The sequence below is a fragment of the Bacillus sp. SIMBA_154 genome (assembly GCF_046536015.1).
GTDB lineage: Bacteria > Bacillota > Bacilli > Bacillales > Bacillaceae > Bacillus > Bacillus pumilus_P.
The window spans coordinates 288829-309058 of record NZ_JAWJBV010000003.1; the positions used below are offsets into that span (position 1 = coordinate 288829).

15 protein-coding genes are annotated in these 20230 nt (G+C 40.2%); 8 read left to right on the plus strand and 7 right to left on the minus strand.

Annotation, left to right across the window (positions count from 1 at the left end):
• Positions 1-20: 20 nt before the first annotated feature.
• The 6 genes from R0K30_RS07880 to R0K30_RS07905 all read right to left on the minus strand — a co-directional run bounded on the left by R0K30_RS07880 (position 21) and on the right by R0K30_RS07905 (position 7944).
• A complete protein-coding gene (locus tag R0K30_RS07880) occupies positions 21-1436 on the minus strand; it encodes a HAMP domain-containing sensor histidine kinase (protein WP_410609953.1) in 1416 nt (471 codons plus the stop codon).
• Positions 1433-2119, minus strand: coding sequence for a response regulator transcription factor (locus tag R0K30_RS07885; protein ID WP_099726358.1), 687 nt, complete (start codon positions 2117-2119; stop codon positions 1433-1435). Before R0K30_RS07885 ends, R0K30_RS07880 begins: the two co-directional genes overlap by 4 nt.
• Entirely contained in the window at positions 2116-3099 is a 984-nt protein-coding gene (locus R0K30_RS07890; protein ID WP_249705596.1) for a YncE family protein, read from the minus strand. Before R0K30_RS07890 ends, R0K30_RS07885 begins: the two co-directional genes overlap by 4 nt.
• Positions 3100-3374: 275 nt before the next feature.
• Entirely contained in the window at positions 3375-4709 is a 1335-nt protein-coding gene (locus tag R0K30_RS07895) for an MFS transporter (protein WP_230030687.1), read from the minus strand.
• 40 nt (positions 4710-4749) lie between these two features.
• The gene (locus R0K30_RS07900) at positions 4750-5322 is read right to left on the minus strand and encodes a TetR/AcrR family transcriptional regulator (RefSeq protein ID WP_230030688.1); all 573 of its coding nucleotides are present in this window, start codon (positions 5320-5322) and stop codon (positions 4750-4752) included.
• 90 nt (positions 5323-5412) lie between these two features.
• On the minus strand, positions 5413-7944 hold the full coding sequence (locus tag R0K30_RS07905) for a PEP/pyruvate-binding domain-containing protein (protein WP_410609957.1): 2532 nt from the start codon (positions 7942-7944) through the stop codon (positions 5413-5415).
• A 282-nt stretch (positions 7945-8226) separates the two neighbouring features.
• Between R0K30_RS07905 and R0K30_RS07910 the strand changes: the two genes are divergently transcribed.
• The 3 genes from R0K30_RS07910 to uvrA all read left to right on the plus strand — a co-directional run bounded on the left by R0K30_RS07910 (position 8227) and on the right by uvrA (position 13634).
• Positions 8227-8472, plus strand: a complete 246-nt coding sequence (locus R0K30_RS07910) for a CsbA family protein (RefSeq protein ID WP_034318699.1) — start codon at positions 8227-8229, stop codon at positions 8470-8472.
• A gap of 292 nt (positions 8473-8764) precedes the next feature.
• A complete protein-coding gene (gene uvrB, locus R0K30_RS07915) occupies positions 8765-10750 on the plus strand; it encodes an excinuclease ABC subunit UvrB (protein ID WP_410609960.1) in 1986 nt (661 codons plus the stop codon).
• Between the two features lie 7 nt (positions 10751-10757).
• Complete coding sequence (gene uvrA / locus R0K30_RS07920) at positions 10758-13634, plus strand: excinuclease ABC subunit UvrA (RefSeq protein WP_099726352.1); 2877 nt, start codon at positions 10758-10760, stop codon at positions 13632-13634.
• Positions 13635-13819: 185 nt separating this feature from the next.
• Here the strand turns inward: uvrA and R0K30_RS07925 are convergent, their stop codons facing one another.
• Positions 13820-14050, minus strand: a complete 231-nt coding sequence (locus R0K30_RS07925; RefSeq protein ID WP_099726351.1) for a hypothetical protein — start codon at positions 14048-14050, stop codon at positions 13820-13822.
• A gap of 197 nt (positions 14051-14247) precedes the next feature.
• Between R0K30_RS07925 and R0K30_RS07930 the strand changes: the two genes are divergently transcribed.
• The 5 genes from R0K30_RS07930 (at position 14248) to R0K30_RS07950 (ending at position 20219) form a co-directional block, all read left to right on the plus strand.
• Positions 14248-14583, plus strand: coding sequence for a hypothetical protein (locus tag R0K30_RS07930; RefSeq protein WP_230030691.1), 336 nt, complete (start codon positions 14248-14250; stop codon positions 14581-14583).
• Positions 14584-14594: 11 nt separating this feature from the next.
• A complete protein-coding gene (locus R0K30_RS07935) occupies positions 14595-15683 on the plus strand; it encodes a DUF4097 family beta strand repeat-containing protein (protein WP_410609963.1) in 1089 nt (362 codons plus the stop codon).
• A gap of 6 nt (positions 15684-15689) precedes the next feature.
• Positions 15690-15884 carry a PspC domain-containing protein gene (locus R0K30_RS07940; protein WP_099726348.1) on the plus strand — a complete coding sequence of 65 codons (195 nt, stop codon included), beginning with the start codon at positions 15690-15692 and terminating at the stop codon, positions 15882-15884.
• Positions 15885-16271 carry a phage holin family protein gene (locus R0K30_RS07945; RefSeq protein WP_024423577.1) on the plus strand — a complete coding sequence of 129 codons (387 nt, stop codon included), beginning with the start codon at positions 15885-15887 and terminating at the stop codon, positions 16269-16271.
• 93 nt (positions 16272-16364) lie between these two features.
• On the plus strand, positions 16365-20219 hold the full coding sequence (locus R0K30_RS07950) for a lamin tail domain-containing metallophosphoesterase family protein (RefSeq protein WP_410609966.1): 3855 nt from the start codon (positions 16365-16367) through the stop codon (positions 20217-20219).
• Positions 20220-20230 lie beyond the last annotated feature (11 nt).

Sequence of the window (20230 nt, forward strand, 5' to 3'; positions counted from 1 at the left end):
ATGACAAGATCTGTGATTTGTTATTGAGTAGGCAAGCTCTCATTGAATGAAGCATTAGGCAGCTGAATGATGGCTGTTGTTCCGAGTCCGGGCTTAGATTGAATAATGAATATGCCATGATGTTTTTTGATAATTTGATAGACAATAGCTAGTCCAAGCCCAGAGCCGCCATCCTTTCTCGTACGTGCTTTATTTACTCGATAAAATCGCTCGGAAACATGCGGGAGATCTTCTTTTGGAATGCCATTGCCTTCGTCCGTCACTCTCAATTCAGCCGTGTTTTGCTGAACATGTAATTCAATCGAAATTGACTTCCCAGATGGAGTGTAATGAATGGCATTGTCCAGTAAATTACGGACCACTTGTTGTAGGCGATCGCTATCACCATAAACAATACAATCCTCTTCAAGTGTCCGTTTGAGAGAAATGCCTTTTTGATTAGCGATGAATGCCATTTGATCAAGAACATCATGGATAAGCTGTGCAAAGACGATTGGCTCCGTCGTTAGTGGATAAGAATCCCCCTCTAACTGCGCAAGGTCTAAAAGATCGTGAACAAGCCGGCTTAAACGTGTGGCTTCATCTTGGATGATTTGCATTCCTTTTTTTTGATCAATGACGCCTTCTTCAATTCCTTCTGCATATCCTTTCATGTAACTTAAAGGAGTCCTAAGTTCGTGAGACACATTGGCAAGAAATTCTCTGCGGTGCTGTTCAACCTTTTCGAGGGTAGAAGACAGTTTATTAAAGGAACGGCTAAGCTGATTTAACTCATCCCCTTTTTTAGTCACAGCCATGCGTTTTGAAAAATCACCAGATTCCATTTCCATTGCAATTTCTTTCATTTTATTAATCGTCCGCACGACTTTATTGGAACTCTTATATCCGATAAAGAAAATCAGCAGAAGGATAAATAAAATGGATACGCCAAGTGTCAATCTGATTTGGACAAATGGCTCATAAACATCGGATAAGGGCATCGAGAGAAAAATTGTCCCCGATAGATCATCTTTGTTTGAGAAAACAGGGATGGCGATACCGAGAATATCTTGATGAAACTGTGGATGTTCTCTAATTAACACGACGGTTTCCCCTTGAAGAAGCTTTTGGCGTTCCTTGAACGTGATGAGGTTATCATTGGTGTTCGTATCAAAAGGGATACCACTTGAAAGCTCCATTGGGTCATCTGTGAAAATAATGTTCGCCTCACTTGAGCCATTTGCCCATTCGATTATATTGGTAAAATACGTGTCTTTACCGTGTTTGTGATAGATTTCTGCCAGCTTCTTTCCTTGTAAACTTAAGGAGTCAATTTGTTTATCAATATATAAGTGCTGGTATAAATAATAGGTAAGTGCGAGGGCTGAGGCTGCAACAATTCCGGTAACTGCAAGGATTAAGAAGAGTACTTTCTTTTTAATGGATAATGGCTTCATTCGTCCTCCTCAAATTTATAGCCGACACCCCAAACGGTTTTAATGTGCCGTTCCGCTCCCTTTAATTTCAGTCGTAGCGTTTTAATATGTGTATCGACTGTTCTTAAAGAACCACTGGTTGAGTGTGATTCCCACAATTTTTGATAGAGTTGTTCACGGGAAAACACGTGGCTTTGATTAAGCAGAAGAAACATGAGTAAATCAAATTCTCTTCTTGTTAAATTAATGGGCTCTTGATGGAGGTAGACTTGTCTGCCATCTTGATCTATCTCCAAGTCGCCGATCTGCATTCGGCTGCGCTTTAGCGAAAGACCCCTAATTCGTCTTAAGGTCGTTTCAATTCTTGCTGCAAGCTCACGCAGACTGAAGGGCTTCATGATGTAGTCATCTGCTCCAATTTCAAGCCCTCTAATTCGATCCTCCTCATAACTTCTAGCTGTTAAAAATAATATGGGGATTTGGGATGTTTGCCTGATACGCTGGCAGACTTCGAATCCATCCATATCAGGCATCATGATATCCAATACAACAAGGTCAACGGGTTCCTTTTCAAGCTGACGTAAGGCATCCATTCCATTATTTGAAGTGATAATATGAAAGCCTTGTTTTTGCAAAAAGGAGCCGATTAACTCAAGCATATCTAACTCATCATCTACTATTAAAATATGCATCTGTTCTTTCATTTTTTTTCCTCCAACACGATAGCATAAGGCCCTGATGGGACATTCAGTCGATTTTTCATCATAAATGTATGTTTATCGATGACTGATACTGAATTGTCATCTAAGTTACTTACATATATTGATGCGGTATCGGCGGTGATATAATTCGGATTTTGACCGGTTTCAACAGAAGCAAGCTGCTTATTCGTCTCTGTATCTACTTTGTATAGCGTATGGTCTCCATGACATAGTACATATAAAGTAGAGGAATCTTTCTCTGAGAAAAATGCAACTGGCATGACGCCTAGTTTGATTTCGCGCTGCTTTTTACCTGTTTTAGGGTCGTAAGCAAAAATGCTTTTATTTAAGGTGCCAGGTTTACCGTGTCCGCCAATCCAAATGGAATGTCCATCAAAATGAATGCCAGAAGGCCTTTCTAGTACAGAAATCGTACGTGTATTTTTTTCTTTTTCAATATCTATGACTGAAACTGTATGACTTTCTGCATTTAAAACAAACAAAGTTCCTGAAGAAGAAAGCGCCATAGAAGAGGGTGATTTTCCGGTCTTCACAGTGGCTTTTATTTTTTTGCTCTGTGTATCAATAAAATAAACGACATTCTTCTTTGAATCCGCTACAAGTAAGGTGTGAGAAGCTGCATCATATGTAAGTGAAGTCAGCCCTTTATTCACGTCCATATAATCTGTTGCTGTTCCTTTTTTTAAATTGATTTCTATAAGGGATTGTTCTTCTTTACTTGTCGCAATGATGACGTCTTTGTTGATTTGAATGAGATCAGTGAGTGGATGTTTTAAATCAACGGAAGAGACAATTTTATTCTTTTGTAAATCAACAATTGAAAAGGAGGCTTTTTTTAATTGAGAAATCACAGCGACCGATTGCGCGCTGCCAGGTGGCGTAAATTGCTGGTCTTTTCCGCAGCCTGACAGGAAAATCAGTAGAGCTGACAAACAGATCAAATAATATTTCAAACGTTCCATCCTTCCGCTCCTTTGCGTCCTCTATTTTCAAAAAGCATACCACAAAAATTGTGAAAAAAAATCGAAGTTATTATTGCTGGAAGATATGAAAAAAAGCTTTTAGATGGGGAAGTGGGACAATTTTCAGCTGAAATCCCTTTTTCGTCTAATCATATGACATTTTTCTATCTATAAAAGATGATTTTCACGGTTTGATTATCATGATCTTTATAGCTTACAGTGATACAAATATCAAAACTCCCCCGCCCTAAATGAACATAGAGCGAAGGGAGTCATTAGGCAGAATGTCCCGATGATGGAGAGGTGGATTTTGTTTTTACGCGTTGAGATAAAAGGAAACCAAGGATACCCGCGCCCATTAATACAATAAATAGAGCTTGAAAACCACTTATGATACCAATCAATGTAGACGATATGATACTCCCAAAATATCGAAAGGTAGAGAATATACCAGATGCCGAACCAGATAAGTTTTGATCAACGGATGTTAAAGAAGCCATCTGCATACTGGTCATACCAATTCCTGATGAAATTCCACCTGCGACTAATGTGATAATGAGAAGTGGTAAACTTGGGTAACTGCTTAGTGTGATAAGCATGATGCCTGATAAAGTAAGGCAGAGAAATGAAAATCGAATCATTTTTTTTGCGCCTTTTATCGGATGGAGCTTTGCTCCGAGCAAGCCGCTAATAGACATACAAAGTGAAAAGACAGAAAGAATAATACCGCTATGTGTGTGAGAAAGTGCAAGTTGTTGTTCCATAAACAGCGGCATAATGAGAAGAATGGCGTACATGACAAAATTGCTTAGCATGATAGAAAGATTAGCATTTGTAAAAGAACTGTTTTTAAATAGAGACAAATCGATGATCGGATTCTTTACTTTCCGTACATGTTTAAAAAATAAAGGAATCACGCTCAATGCTAGAATCCCATAGACCAAGTATTCAGTTAATAATTGGCTTTTTGTGCACAGAATGAGTGTGGTAATCCCAATGGTTAAGTACAATGAACCGATGATGTCTACACTTGCTTGTAAGCGAATATGCTTCATTTTCGGAATGAGTAAAACACCGGTAACAAGTGTAAGGAACAAAAATGGGATATTTACTAAGAATATAGAATGCCAATCAAAACTCTGAATGAGAATCGAGCCAATAAAAGGCCCAAGTGCGGCACCAATTCCTGCTCCAAAACCAAAGAACCCCATTGTTTTAGACAGTTTTTCAGGTGATACCGTTGAACGAATTAACGCAATGCTGTTCGGTGTTAAAATAGCTCCACCTGCTGCTTGGATTGATCGAAAGGTGATGAGAAAAGCAAGATTAGGTGCGAAAGCACATCCAATGGAGCCAATTAAAAAGAGTGTCACACCGACTAAATACATGTTGCGGTGGCCGTATATATCTCCTAGCTTACCAGCGATAGGTTGAGTAACCGCCATGACAATAAGATAAATTGTGACAACCCAAGTAATGTTTGAAATGGATTGATCGTAATAAGTTGATATGGATGATAGAGCGACTGCGATCATGGTTGAGTTGACCGGAACTAAAATAGCACCAAGTAACAAAGAATAGATGATCAAGTTCTCTTTTTTTAACTTCATTGTGTATACCACCTTTTGTAAAAAAGAAGAATTTCACCCTTTAAGCGGGAGAAATTCCTCTCATGAAAATGTGTGTGCATGTCTCGATAAAGTCTTCTTTCTGTGTTAAAACGAGCTGTAAGTCTTGTTCTAGCTGTTGAATGAAAAAACCGAAATACGTACTAATGAAAATGTCTGCATAGATTTCTTCATTTCCTTTTAATACATGATGCTGAGCACCCATCGTTTTGAAATATTGTGTCAGCATTTCCCTCAGTTCTTGAGGATAAAGTTTTTCATGATCTGTTATATCCTTAAACATAGTGGGTTCTCTCATGCTGATATAGATAAATTCTTTTTTTGAAGTCAAATCTTCAAGGAAATAGTTGCCTAGAAATTTTAAATCAGTGTATAGATCTCCTTTGAATTCTGCTTCTAGCGTTTTAGTTGGTGTTGATTTCATTTTCATAATGGCAGCAATGACGCCGCGTTTGTTTTTAAAGTTACGAAAAATGGTCGCTTCACTCACATTCGCTTTTGTCGCAATTTCTTTTGTTGTTGTTTTTTGATAGCCCTTTTCAGACAATAAGTCCATCGTTGCGCGAATGATTCGTTGATTTGTTGATTTTAACAAGCATACTCACCTCAGGTTATGAATGTGTTTGCAACAAAGTAAGTATACCGATAAAATCCATGACCGCCAATATGATCCGAAATGATAGGGTTATGCCCGTGAATGCTGCTTTAATAACTGAATACGTCCATTCGCACCATCTACTGTCACAAGGTCACCTGTTTGGAGTTTTTCAGTGGCTATTCTTGTACCTAGAACAGCAGGCATCATATACTCTCTAGCGATAATAGCGGAATGTGACAAAATGCCTCCAGAATCGGTGATCACTGCTTTTGCGTCTCTAAATAAGCTGGTCCATAAAGGTGTGGTTGTTTTGCAAACTAAAATGTCATCCTTTTGAAATTGTGAAAATTCATCAGCGCATGTAATGATTCTTACTCTTCCGGAAACAATGCCGCTAGACGCTCCAATTCCATGGATCACATCGTCTGTGTTGTTTTCATTTTCTCTTAATGAACCGAGCATTCTTTCCACTTGCTCCAATTCAGCCTCAGATGGAGTGCCTGTATAAGCTGGTGGTTGAACGGCTTCATTTTCTTTCATTTCAATTTTTCTTTGCTGTATGACCGAATCGTATGTGATAGAAGTTGTGAGCGCTTTGTGTACTTCTTCATCGTAGAGATACCATAGATCTTCTTGATGAGGAATGGCTCCTTTTTGTGCAAGGAGTTCACCAATTTTTAATAGATATAGTCTAGCTTTTGCATCTAACATGGCATCAATGTAGAAGTGATGATCATCTCGAATATTGGCTGCCTGAAGGGCAAAGTGATAAAGTGTTTCAAATTTAGTCTTAAAAGACTCATCCTTCACTTCACTCATAAATTGCTCATAAGTCTCACGTCTTTTGATCATTGCTTGTGCAAATTCTTCATCAAAATCACATTGGTACTGAATGTTATTTCTGATGATGTCTAAGACAAATTCAGGGTTCTCTACCCATGTCTCTTCTGTAAGGTCATGACTTTTAACAGATCGCCAGCCATAGATTTGGAGAAATTCCTCCATCTTCGAAATGAAGTGTTTTCCTTTATCCGTGTGATTAAGTGCATATAATAGTTCTGGATTCGCTTCATGATTTGTAAATGCTTGAAGAAGTTCTTTATCTTGAAGGACATCCTTTGCTAGATCAGATAGCTTCTGGTCTGTTTCAAGAGATTTGTTCATCACGCCTATCATCATCTCATGTAACAAGACGACTTGTTTTTGATCACCGGTATACGTTACAAGCATGTCTTCAATCATAGCAGATAGAATGACTTGTGGTATGACGATATCAAAATGATCCTCGTACGCTTGTATATAAAATAACTTTAATTCTTCGAAGCCAATGATTGCTTCTTCAATGGTCATAGGCTCGTTCATTTGACGATCGAGTTTTTCGTAAAATGGAAAGAAGTTTTGCTCTAGAATTTCATACATACGTTCACTCAAATGGGGAAATAACTCAAATATGCTCTCGTCAAAAACTGGTGCAGTTCCTGTTCCCGCTTCAGGCATAGACGGTGCAGAATACAGGTGACCTCTATAGAGCTTGATATCTTTGATGTTGAGATCAGGTACTTGATACTTTTCTCCATTTTTCTTCATCCCGCTTTTTAAAGCAGGTATGATCAAGCTTGAGAAAAGAGGACTTGTTGGGCCGGGCATATGATCGTCCATTGAAATCCAGAAATCCTGCAGCTCTTCTGGTTGAATTTGAAAAGAAGCACCTGCTGCTTCATTTGCTGTTTTTGGTAGAGAAGCGGTAATCGGTCTTGCTTGAAGCAAATAAAAAGTACCATTTGATATTCCGAATTCGATATCTACTCCATGTCCGTAAAGTGCTTCTACTTGTTTGGTGATTTGCGTAATTTCTTCCAATTGATCATCATGCAGGCAAAACTGGCCAGCCATTTCCTTACATACTGGCTGTTCAATGACGCCCTCTTGATAAGGAACAATTAGTAGTTCTTTAGTCCCTAGTGATTTTTCAATAGAAAACGTCTCTTTGTCTACAATAAACGTGTCTGGTGTCACAAGACCAGACACGATGGCTTCTCCTAGTCCGTAGCTTGCTGTCATCATGATTTCATTTGTTTTTCCCGATACCGGATTCTCACTAAAGATGACACCGGAAACGTCAGAATGGATCAATCCTTGAACGACGACAGCCATGAGCGGCATCTCTTCCTCGTTTTCATCCATCTCTTTCTTATATTCTGTGACTCTTGCTGCAAAATAAGAAGCCCAGCATTCTTTGACAGCCTGCAAAAATTCTTCATTTGTCTTGATATTTAAATAGGTTTCGTACTGTCCTGCAAATGAGGCACCTTCGAGATCTTCAGCAACAGAAGAGGATCGAACAGCAACTGAGGGATATGCCTTCAGCAATGATTGAAAGGACGAAAGTAACTCTGCTTCCATTTGTGAAGGAAACGAAGCTTTTTTGATTTTTTGTGCAAGGTTTTGCTCAGTTGAATGCAGGTTGTGATATGAAAGAAAGCTTGCAAAGCTGTTGGTTTTAATAATAAATCCATCTGGGACTGGCAGGCCGTGATTGTTTAATTTGATCAAATTCACGCCTTTTGCCCCTGCGAGTGATGCGGATTCTTCAGCCGCATGAAATAACACTGAATACATGGGAATGCCCCCTTATCCAAATAGCCAATGGTTTGTTTGTCTCTCTATTTTTCAAAATGATAGTGCGCACTATCATTTTAATCATAGGTTTTATTGGATGTTACTGTCAAAGACGTAAAGACCTATCTTTACAAAGGGGACGTTCTCACTAATTTTCTTCTATATCTATAACAAAAGTCTCCAAACGTGAAGAAAAAAAGGTGAAATCGAAAACTGTGAATTGTTCAATATGCCAATCTTTACTATAATCAAGGGAGTAGACCATGAAGAGGGAGGGTTTTTTTGATTACAAAAGCCATATTTGCACTTGTTTTTCCTTTCCTGCTCGTTATTTTATTTTCAAAGGTTACTTATAATCATTATGTGGGCATTGCATTAACAGCAGCGCTTTTATTTGCCTCGTACATGAAAGGCTATACAGAAACCTACTTTATCGTAGGATTAGATATTATTTCTTTAGTAGCTGGGGCATTGTTTATGGCTAAGAAAGAAATTGAAAAAAGAGAGAAGGCTGAAAAACATCATTGATGTGATCGTGATAGGCCGAAGGGTGACGTTTTTTATACATGAGCTGTGCTTACGATTTCTAGTGAGTGCAGCTTTCTTTTTTGTGATGTTTTTCTGCTCATCGAATATCCCGCTCCAAAATGTTCCATACTGAAAGGAAGGTTTCTTTAGAGGGTTATTTGCTATGGGAGAGAGGGTATGACTGTATTGGAAATAAAAATCAAGTGATACACGAACTTTAGTTCGTATTTTTGTGTTCTTTTATGATAATATATTCATTAGATAGATTTCGTAACGAAACGGAGGCTTTGATGTGAGTGACCGCTTTGAATTAGTTTCTAACTATCAGCCCCAAGGAGATCAGCCAAAGGCGATTGAAAAGCTCGTGGAGGGGATCCATCAGGGGAAACAGCATCAAACGCTGTTAGGTGCTACAGGTACGGGAAAGACCTTTACTGTATCAAACCTGATCAAAGAAGTGAACAAACCGACACTTGTCATTGCGCATAATAAGACACTTGCCGGTCAGCTATACAGCGAGTTCAAGGAATTCTTTCCGAATAATGCTGTCGAATATTTTGTGAGTTACTATGATTATTACCAGCCAGAGGCGTATGTGCCTCAGACTGATACATTTATTGAAAAGGATGCCAGCATCAATGATGAGATAGATAAATTGAGACACTCCGCCACATCCTCGTTATTTGAGCGGAGAGATGTCATCATCATTGCTAGTGTATCCTGTATTTATGGCTTAGGTTCGCCTGAGGAATACCGAGAGCTTGTACTGTCTTTGCGCACTGAAATGGAGATTGAACGCAATCAGCTTCTTCGTAAGCTGGTGGATATTCAGTATTCTCGTAATGATATAGATTTTCAGCGCGGAACCTTCCGAGTACGGGGCGACGTCGTTGAAATTTTTCCTGCTTCACGAGATGAGCATTGTATCAGAGTGGAGTTTTTCGGTGATGAAATTGAACGTATTCGTGAAGTGGATGCACTGACTGGAGAAATTCTCGGTGATCGTGAGCATGTCGCTATTTTCCCAGCATCCCACTTCGTCACAAGAGAAGAAAAAATGGAAAAAGCGATTATCAATATTGAACAAGAGCTTGAGGAACAGCTGGAAAAGCTTCGTGAAAACGGCAAATTGCTTGAAGCGCAGCGTCTTGAGCAACGGACAAGATATGACCTTGAGATGATGAGGGAGATGGGCTTTTGTTCAGGAATCGAGAACTATTCAAGACATTTGACCTTGCGTCCTCCTGGTTCAACACCTTACACACTGCTTGATTATTTCCTGGATGATTTTATGATTGTTGTTGATGAGTCACACGTGACCATCCCGCAAATCCGAGCAATGTACAACGGGGACCAAGCAAGAAAACAAGTGTTGGTTGATCACGGATTCCGTCTGCCATCAGCACTTGATAATAGACCGCTCACCTTTGATGAGTTTGAAAAGCATATCAATCATATTGTACATGTATCCGCAACGCCAGGGCCGTACGAACTTGAGAAAACGCCAGAGGTCGTGGAACAAATTATCCGCCCAACTGGTTTACTGGATCCGATCATTGAAGTCCGTCCGATTGAAGGACAAATCGATGATTTAATTGGAGAAATTCATACAAGAATGGAGAAAAATGAGCGTGTGCTTGTGACCACTTTGACGAAAAAAATGTCTGAGGATCTCACAGATTATCTAAAAGAAATTGGGATCAAGGTCAATTATCTGCATTCAGAAATTAAGACTCTTGAGCGGATTGAGATTATTCGTGATTTACGCCTCGGTAAATATGATGTACTCGTTGGAATCAACCTTCTTCGTGAAGGGCTCGATATTCCAGAGGTGTCGCTCGTGGCTATTTTAGATGCGGATAAAGAAGGCTTTTTACGTTCTGAAAGATCCCTCATCCAGACGATAGGCCGTGCAGCAAGAAATTCAGAAGGCCGGGTCATTATGTATGCAGACAAAATGACGAAATCAATGGACATTGCGATTCAAGAAACGAAGCGAAGACGAGAACAGCAAGAAGCATATAACGAGAAATTTGAGATTACCCCGCAAACGATTCATAAGAAAATCCGAGATGTCATTAAGGCAACAAAGATACATGAGGAATCGGAAGAATATGAAACAAAAGCAGCACCAAAGCTGTCGAAAATGAGCAAAAAAGAACGAGAAAAAGTGATCGAAAAAGTCGAGATGGAAATGAAAGAAGCAGCAAAAGCGCTTGATTTTGAAAAAGCAGCAGAATTAAGAGATCTATTGCTAGAGCTAAAAGCGGAAGGATGATTGCCAGATGGCTATGGAACGAATAGAGGTGAAAGGTGCTAGAGCCCACAACCTTAAAAATATTGATGTGAATATCCCGCGTGACCAGCTAGTGGTCATTACGGGTTTATCTGGTTCAGGAAAATCGTCGCTTGCCTTTGATACCATTTATGCAGAAGGTCAGCGCCGGTACGTTGAATCTCTTTCAGCATATGCACGCCAGTTTCTCGGTCAAATGGATAAACCAGATGTAGATGCCATTGAAGGTCTTTCTCCGGCGATTAGTATTGACCAAAAAACAACAAGCCGGAACCCTAGATCAACGGTTGGAACTGTCACTGAAATCTATGATTACTTACGTCTATTATATGCTAGAGTCGGAAAACCTATTTGTCCTATACATGGGATTGAAATTACGTCACAAACGATTGAGCAAATGACAGATCGCATTTTAGAATATCCAGAAAGAACGAAGCTGCAAGTGCTTGCACCGGTCGTATCTGGTCGCAAAGGAACACATGTCAAAGTACTTGATCAAATTCGGAAGCAGGGCTATGTTCGAGTGAGAGTCGATGGAGAGATGGAAGACCTTTCAGAAGATATCGAGCTCGAAAAGAATAAAAAGCATTCCATTGAAGTCGTCATTGACCGGATTGTGGTGAAGGAAGGCGTTGCCGCTAGGCTGTCTGATTCCCTTGAAACGGCACTTCGTCTAGGAGAAGGCCGGGTCATGATTGATGTGATTGGACAAGAAGAGCTGTTATTTAGTGAACATCATGCTTGTCCGCACTGCGGGTTCTCTATTGGTGAACTTGAGCCGAGAATGTTCTCGTTTAACAGTCCTTTCGGTGCCTGTCCGAGCTGTGATGGACTCGGTTCTAAACTAGAAGTCGACCCTGAGCTTGTGATTCCTAATAAGGATTTGACTTTACGTCAGCATGCCATTGCACCATGGGAGCCGCAGAGCTCACAATACTATCCGCAGCTTCTTGAGGCTGTATGTACACACTATGGAATCGACATGGACATTCCAGTCAAAGATATACCGCCGCATTTATTCGATAAAATTTTATATGGCAGCGGCTCTGAGCTGATTTATTTTAAATATGAAAATGATTTTGGTCAGGTTCGTGAAAATGAAATTGAGTTCGAAGGTGTCCTTCGTAACATTGAACGACGTTACAAGGAAACAAGCTCTGATTATATCCGTGAGCAAATGGAAAAATATATGGCCAATCAGCCTTGTCCGACATGTAAAGGGTATCGCTTGAAAAAAGAAACGCTTGCGGTTCTCATCAATGGCCAGCACATCGGAGAAATTACCGATTTATCTGTCTCTGATGCACTTGATCTCTATGAAAAAATCGAGTTATCTGAGAAAGATTTGCAGATTGCCCAGCTCATTTTACGAGAAATCAAAGAACGTTTGTCCTTCTTAAATAATGTAGGTTTAGATTATTTGACATTAAGCCGATCAGCTGGCACACTATCAGGCGGTGAGGCGCAGCGGATTCGTCTTGCGACTCAAATCGGGTCAAGACTGACAGGTGTTCTTTATATATTAGATGAACCATCTATTGGTCTGCATCAACGGGATAATGACCGTTTGATTGGAACCTTGAAAAACATGCGTGACATCGGGAATACGCTGATTGTCGTGGAGCATGATGAAGATACAATGCTTGCCGCTGATTATTTGATTGATATTGGACCGGGAGCAGGCGTTCATGGAGGAGAAGTGATTTCGGCTGGAACGCCAGAAGAAGTCATGAAGGACCCGAAATCTTTGACAGGCCAATATTTATCTGGTGAGAAATTTATCCCGCTTCCAATTGAAAGAAGAAAGCCTGACGGCCGCTACATCGAAATAAAAGGTGCAAAAGAAAACAACCTGAAAAACGTTAATGCGAAGTTTCCTTTAGGCGTCTTTACAGCGGTGACAGGTGTGTCTGGCTCAGGGAAAAGTACGCTTGTGAATGAAATTCTATTGAAATCACTTGCGCAAAAACTGCATAGAGCGAAGGCGAAGCCAGGACAGCACAAAGAAATCAAAGGAATGGATTATTTAGATAAGGTCATTGATATTGATCAATCTCCAATTGGCCGTACACCAAGATCCAACCCTGCCACTTATACAGGTGTATTTGATGACGTGCGGGATGTCTTTGCACAAACCAATGAAGCAAAGGTACGAGGCTATAAGAAAGGCAGATTCAGCTTTAACGTCAAAGGCGGCCGCTGTGAGGCGTGTCGTGGAGATGGAATCATTAAAATTGAAATGCACTTTTTACCTGATGTGTATGTACCTTGTGAGGTGTGTCACGGGAAACGTTATAACCGAGAGACACTAGAGGTTACGTATAAAGGAAAAAACATTGCTGATGTTCTTGAAATGACTGTGGAGGACGCACTGCAATTTTTCGAGAACATCCCGAAAATTAAGCGAAAGCTACAAACGATTTATGATGTTGGGCTAGGATACATTACACTTGGACAGCCTGCGACGACGTTGTCTGGGGGAGAGGCGCAGCGTGTGAAATTGGCATCTGAGCTTCACCGCCGTTCAAACGGAAGGTCTCTTTATATTTTAGACGAGCCGACAACTGGTCTGCATGTCGATGATATTGCCCGTTTATTAAAAGTGCTTCAGCGTTTGGTCGAAAACGGGGATACGGTTTTGGTCATTGAGCACAACCTTGATATTATCAAGGCCGCTGATTACCTCGTTGATTTAGGACCAGAAGGCGGTGCAGGCGGCGGAACGATCATTGCCACTGGAACACCTGAGCACATTGCAAAAGAAGAAGCTTCTTACACAGGCCAATACTTGAAGCCTATTTTAGAACGTGACCGCGAACGAATGAAACAGTTGGTCAAAGAAACGGAAAGTGTGACATCATCATAAGAAAAACCCCCTCTTTATCGGGGTTTCAGCGTGTAGGCAAACCCTCGCACTCTTTGTCAGGTCTGCGCTCCGGTATTCGCCAAAGGTTTTCTATCACACTGAAAAGAAGAGAAAGGGCTAAAATAAAGATCATTTTAGCCCTTTCTCCCCGGTCTAAACCCCTCTTTATCCGAGGGGTTTTCCTTTTATTGCGCATCTTCCTTCGGCATTAAATTACTGAGGTGCGTTAAATCCTTTAAGATATGGGTGCTGCTGCTGTCGAGCAGTACTTTTAAATAGCGGATATCACCATATTTCGGATGAGACGGATGAATCGTCTCCAGCTCCTTGATCATTTCGCTGTTCATGCTTTTCTGTTTCTGTATAAGGTCTAAAAGCGTTTGGACTGTGTGGTTAGAATTATGATGATCTGTCAAAATAATTACCCCCTATAATGATAATCACCATCTTTTCAACATATTTTAAAGGGTAATCCGTGAAGAATCTACACTTAGGGGGAAAAAGAAATAATTTGTGTCTAAGGTCATATGTAATTCGGATGATTTTGAAACTTTTTATACGCAATAAACGTATGATTTAGAAAGGAATTTTCGTCATGAAGGAGCGAATATATATGAATAGAGATCAGTCGATCATTGCATCTATTTGTTATTTTAGTGTATTTTTTATGCCGTTTATCTTACCGATTGTGGCGTATTTTGTAGTAGACCAAAAGGAAACGAAACGGCATGCGATGCGGGCATTTTGGTCACATCTGCTGCCAATTGCAGCGGGCATTATTTTGGTTTTTGGGTCTATCCCATTTTTACTTGCGACGCAGGCGAGTGACTCTCTCATTCCAGGCATGACGATGCTTATTTTGTGTTTTTTAGTAGCTATTGGCTTTTTGATCTCTGTCATTTGGAATATCATTCAAGGTATTAAAGTACTTCAATCCATCAAATCGTAGGAGGGCTTTGTATGAATGAAAAAGAACGAATTTTAAAATTAGTAGAAGACGGGACATTATCAGCAAAAGAAGCGATTACGCTTTTAGAAAAGCTAGAAGAAAGTCAGTCTGTATCATTAGAGAAGTCTACAGCCGATCATACCTTTCATGAAGAAAAAGCTGGAGCAGAAAGTAACGGAAACGCCACCGAGAATCTTGGGGCAAAGCTGTTTGGCTGGTTAGATTCTGCGGTGAAAAAGGTAAAAGATGTGGATCTTGATTTGAACTTTGGACAGTCAGTCGATGTTGATCACATTTTTCAGTTCAAAGATGCCTCACTCTCTCATTTAGATATTCAATTGGCTAACGGCAGTCTCAATGTGATGCCTTGGGACGATAGAGATATTCGAGCAGAGTGCCATGCGAAAATCTACCGCGCAGAGGATGGAGAGCAGGCAAGACAGCAATTTCTCAATCAATTGGACTGCGGGCTTGAAGGGGATAAATTTTTTATTCGAACCGAAAAGAAGACGATGAAAGTCAATGTCACCTTATATGTACCGCGTATCCAATACGATAAGATCAAGGTCAAGCTGTTTAATGGACCGATTCGCGGGGAAAAGCTAATGACAAAAGAACTTGCTGCGAAAACCACAAATGGTGTTGTCTCTTTTGCCTCTTTACAGGCAGATAAAGTCGGAATTGAAACAGCAAACGGACAAATTAAACTGGCTGATCACGAGTGTGGTATGATTGAAGTAGAAACCATCAATGGGCTCATTGACCTGCGTGGGAAAAGTGAATCAATTGATGCCCAGAGCTTTAACGGGAACATTGCTGTCCAGCTGTCGGATGAGTGCCGTTCGATCTATGCGAAAACCACAACAGGCAGTGTGGACGTTCAGATCCCGCGTGCATGTGCAGTGACCGCTGAGCTGAAAAGCAATCTCGGGTCTATCTCTCACGATTTGCTTGATGCAGATATGGTGAAAGAGAAAAATGAAACGTTGCAAAAAGAGAAAATGATCAAAGCCAATCAACAGGCAGTGCACAGTATATCCATTTTTGCAGAAACAAAAACAGGTTCAATACAAGTAAAGCACCAATCAGACAAGGAGTGATTCTACATGAAGAAGCTTTATCGTTCAGCAACAAATAAAAAAATAGCGGGTGTTGTTGGTGGACTTGCCGAATACTTAAGTGTTGATGCATCCCTGCTTCGCATTTTAACAGTGATTATCGGATTTATGACAGCATTTATGCCGATCTTCCTTGTTTACTTCATCTGGTATTTTGTTGTTCCGGAAGAAGGCACTAACTAAATGCTTAGATGGATCGTCAGTATTTTAGTAAATGCATTACTTTTAATTGTCATTGCTGGATATTTTGATTCGGGCATTCTGCCGGGGCTCGGAAGTGTGTATATTGAAGGATTTGGTGCAGCCATTGTGGCAAGTATCATTTTGTCCTTGCTCAATATTTTAGTGAAGCCGTTTTTGATCATTTTAACGCTGCCAGTGACCGTACTCTCACTAGGATTGTTCTTATTTGTCATTAATGCCATCACACTGATGATGACATCGAGCTTTATGGGCGATAGTTTTAACATTGATGGGTTTGGAACGGCCATTTGGATGGCTGTCATTTTATCCATTTTCCATCTGCTGATACAAAAAGGAATCGTGGAGCCGTTAGCGAAAAAAAGCTAACGGTTTTTTGTGTAAAATTGTCTCATTTTCCCGTTCCATCTGTCATAAAAACCACCTTCAGGAGACACAATAATCCGAAGGGAGGTGGTGCAGATGGTGAATGTGAGCAGACAAATCATGCTTTTATGTTTTTTTATCATTCTTTTTTGTTTTAGTCAGCCTGCTTCAGCAGGGCCCTTTATCCAAACACAAGTGAATATACCGGACAAGCCGTTTTCACCTTTTATTTTTGACCAATTTCATGTGGACGTTCGTCCAGTTCAAGGAAAAAGCCGTGATCTTCAGTTTCGGGCGTCTATTAGTCAGTCAGAACAAATTTTGTCTGCAAACTTGTACTATAAACAAAGTGATGAACTGGGGTACCGATTGATTCCAATGGAACGGTTACCTGGAATGAAGCCAGAATTTACAGCGAAAATCCCGCCAGATCAATTATGGAATTCAACGGTTCATTACTATACAGAGTTTCTTACGCAGAAATCTGTGATCAAAACGGCGGAACAATCTGTTCACTTAAACGGATTTGAAGAGGATCTCTCACATATTCCGGACTTACTCATCACGGAGATTGTCGTTAATTCAAAAAATCGAAAAGGCAAAGATGCATTTGAATTTATAGAAGTTTATAACACGACGCATGCTCCTATCTCTCTTCAGCATTATCAGCTGCGCTACCGCAATCCTGCACAAGGCACCGAGATGGATGATGTTTATTCATTTCACACAAATCCAGTCACCCTTTCACCTGGAAAGCCTTATGTTTTCTGGTTAAGAAAAAAAGGGCAGGAGCATTTAACAGTAGCGGACTTTAATGCTATGTACAAAAGCCAATTAAAAGAAGGAGAGCATATCTCAGTGATCGAGAGCAAAGGGCTGTCCAATTCCAAATCTCGTCTTGTCTCGATCACAACAAATATAGGTGAGGAGATTTCTTCAGCAGCATTTCGTTTAAAGCCATCATTGTTTAGCGAGCATAAATCCTTGCTGTTCAAGTATCCGATGGATGGTACGCCGCAAATGAAGCTGATCTCGAAAATTGAGGAAGAGCCAACACCTGGAAAAGTGTTAAAAGCACAAATTCCATCTGAAAAAAAGGAAATTTCTCAAGATATTCATAAACCTGTCATTGAAGATATGACGGACAAGAAACCGGTGAAACCAACTGAAAGTATAGAGATTAAAGCAGATGTACAGGATGATCAGTTCGTCAAAACCGTCAAGCTGCGTTATCGAACGAATCGGAAAGATGATTTTAAAGAGATTCTGCTTCAAAAAGATCATAATGACCGGCTATTTCATCATATTATTTATTCGCCTGAGCTGATTGGTAAAGAACAGTTGGAATATCAGCTTGAAGCGTCAGACGGCGAAAATCAAGCAATGACGATGAAGAAAACGATTGATGTGGAGCAGGTCAGCAAAACCCACGGTCTGCGATTCAATGTAGAAGAGGGAGATACAGTTTCAGGTATATTCTCATTAAAGGCAACATCTGATCAGAAAAAAAACATCCAATTGATGATAGATGGAAAGCGAAGTCGACAAGCATTTTCGGCCCTTGAAGCAGATCCATATATTGCATTTGATGTCAAAGGGACAAATTTATATTTTAGAAATGGAGTGTCCATAGGTAAGCACTTACTTTCTATTTTTGATGATTCGACAAAAGTGTATCGTACCTATACAATGCCAATACCAGAAGCAGAGATGAATCAGTCAGGTTCACAAACGATTTCTATTCATGCTGGAACGAAGTCTTCCCCGGTTGACCGGCTGCCTGGGGAGAATCACGATGATTTTGAATTGAAAAATGTCAGGATGATTTTATCGAATGGAACACAAATTGCTCCAGTGAATTCCAAGCCGCAAAAAGAATGGAAGATGGGAGACGGTGGTAACGCCAAAAAGGTAAGAACGTTTCAATTTGAAATCCCAAAAGAGGCTTATGTTTCAACCTATATTCAGTGGGATACAAGAAGGCTGAAAGAAGGAACGCATCTTATTGAGGCCAAAACCGCAGGCGAGCATGCATCTGTACGTGTAAAAGTCGATAACACAGGTCCGAAAATCAAGACCAACATACAAGCAAATGAACAATATAAAGGAGCCTTTACGTTAAAGGCAAAGGTAACTGATCGTTGGAGTGACATAGAGGACATGAAGGCATTTTTAGATGGTAAACCGGTTTCCTTGCCTTATCAGACATCTTCTAGTGAATTAGACCCTGGAGAGCACACGTTTACAATCAAAGCAAAAGATGCCGCAGGGAACATGTCTACTTTGAAAAAAGAATTCAAGACGGTACATGAACACCCCGAGATACCAGAACGAGTGTCAGATAAGACAAAAGTGGAATCGTCTAAGCAAACCGTGTTAACCAAGGACCCAACAAATGATAAGTTAGATTACTCATTTTATCGTGCCTACCAATATACATCGCTGCATCCATCAATGAAGATTTTTAAATATGCAGCTGAGACTGAACCGCCAAAGAGTTTTAACCAAACGGGGGAAATGATCTTTTCTGATCAAGAAAGGAATCGCATTGCATTTGCTGATGGTAAGGCAGTCGAGACGAAGGATTTACAGCGTTTTCCCTACCATCGTTTTCAAATCAAGGTGCATCATCATGTACGTGAAAAGGATGTCGTCGAGGCTGTTTGGAAAGGAGGATCATTGTCAGGGAGAAAGGTGACAATGTACGCATGGAATCATCAGCATGAAAAATGGGATAAAATCACTCATCACTTTGCAAAGGATCAAAAGGAATTTTACCTTAAAGGCCTGCTGTCAGTGAGACAGTACATGAAGAATCAAACGTTTGATTTGCTTGTACAGGATGAAATCAGCAAAGTGCAAAAGCCATATAGGATGGTATGGATGTCTGACACACAATACTATGCAAAGAGCTATCCTCATATCTTTAAACAAATGGTCGAATGGATCAGAGATCAAAGAGATAAGTTAAACATTCAATATGTGTTCCATACAGGCGATATTGTGGATGATTCAAAGGATAAGCAATGGAATCGTGCCGATACATTTATGCGTGTGTTAGATGATCATCATATTCCTTATGGTGTTTTAGCAGGAAATCATGATGTCAGACACAAGGATGGTTTTTATGCGGAATATGGGAGATACTTTGGAGCGAAACGCTTTGCAGAAAAACCTTATTATGGTGAATCCTATCAAAATAATCGAGGTCATTATGATCTCATCTCTGCCGGTGGCAATGATTATATGATGGTGTACATGGGCTGGGGGATTAAGCAAAATGAAATCGATTGGTTAAACCGTGTCATTTCTGAGCATCCAGATCGTATCGTCATTTTAAACTTTCACGAGTATTTGTTAGTGAGTGGCAACCGAAGTCCGATAGGCGACCTCATCTTCCACCAAGTGGTAAAACGTCACCCTAATATTGTGGCAGTATTTAGCGGGCACTACCACGGAGCGAGCAGGAAAGTAGATGAGCTTGATGATGACCATGATGGAAAAGTGGACCGGAAAGTATATCAAATCCTTGCTGATTATCAGTCAGGTCCTGAGGGCGGTCAAGGATTTATGAGGTTGATTACAGCGGATCAAGAAAAAAATCAACTTCATTTTACAACATACTCACCTTACATGAATCAAGAGCATTTCTATGATCCTAAAACGTATGGAGATCAGGATGAGTTTTCAATTGATGTGGATTTGACGCCGAAAATGAAATCCGTCAAAACCAATTATTTTGAACTCAATGTATATACAAACGTCCTTCTAGGAGAAGCACGAGGCGTAAAAAGCGGCAAAAAAGCAAGCTTTAAGTGGAAAGGCTTAAAGCCAAATCAAGACTATTATTGGTATACTGTTGCAAAAGATCGTTTTCAAGGGAAAGCTGTTTCACCTATATGGAAAATTCATACAAAAAATGATGACGAAACAACATATCTTCGGAAATAAGAAACTGTGCT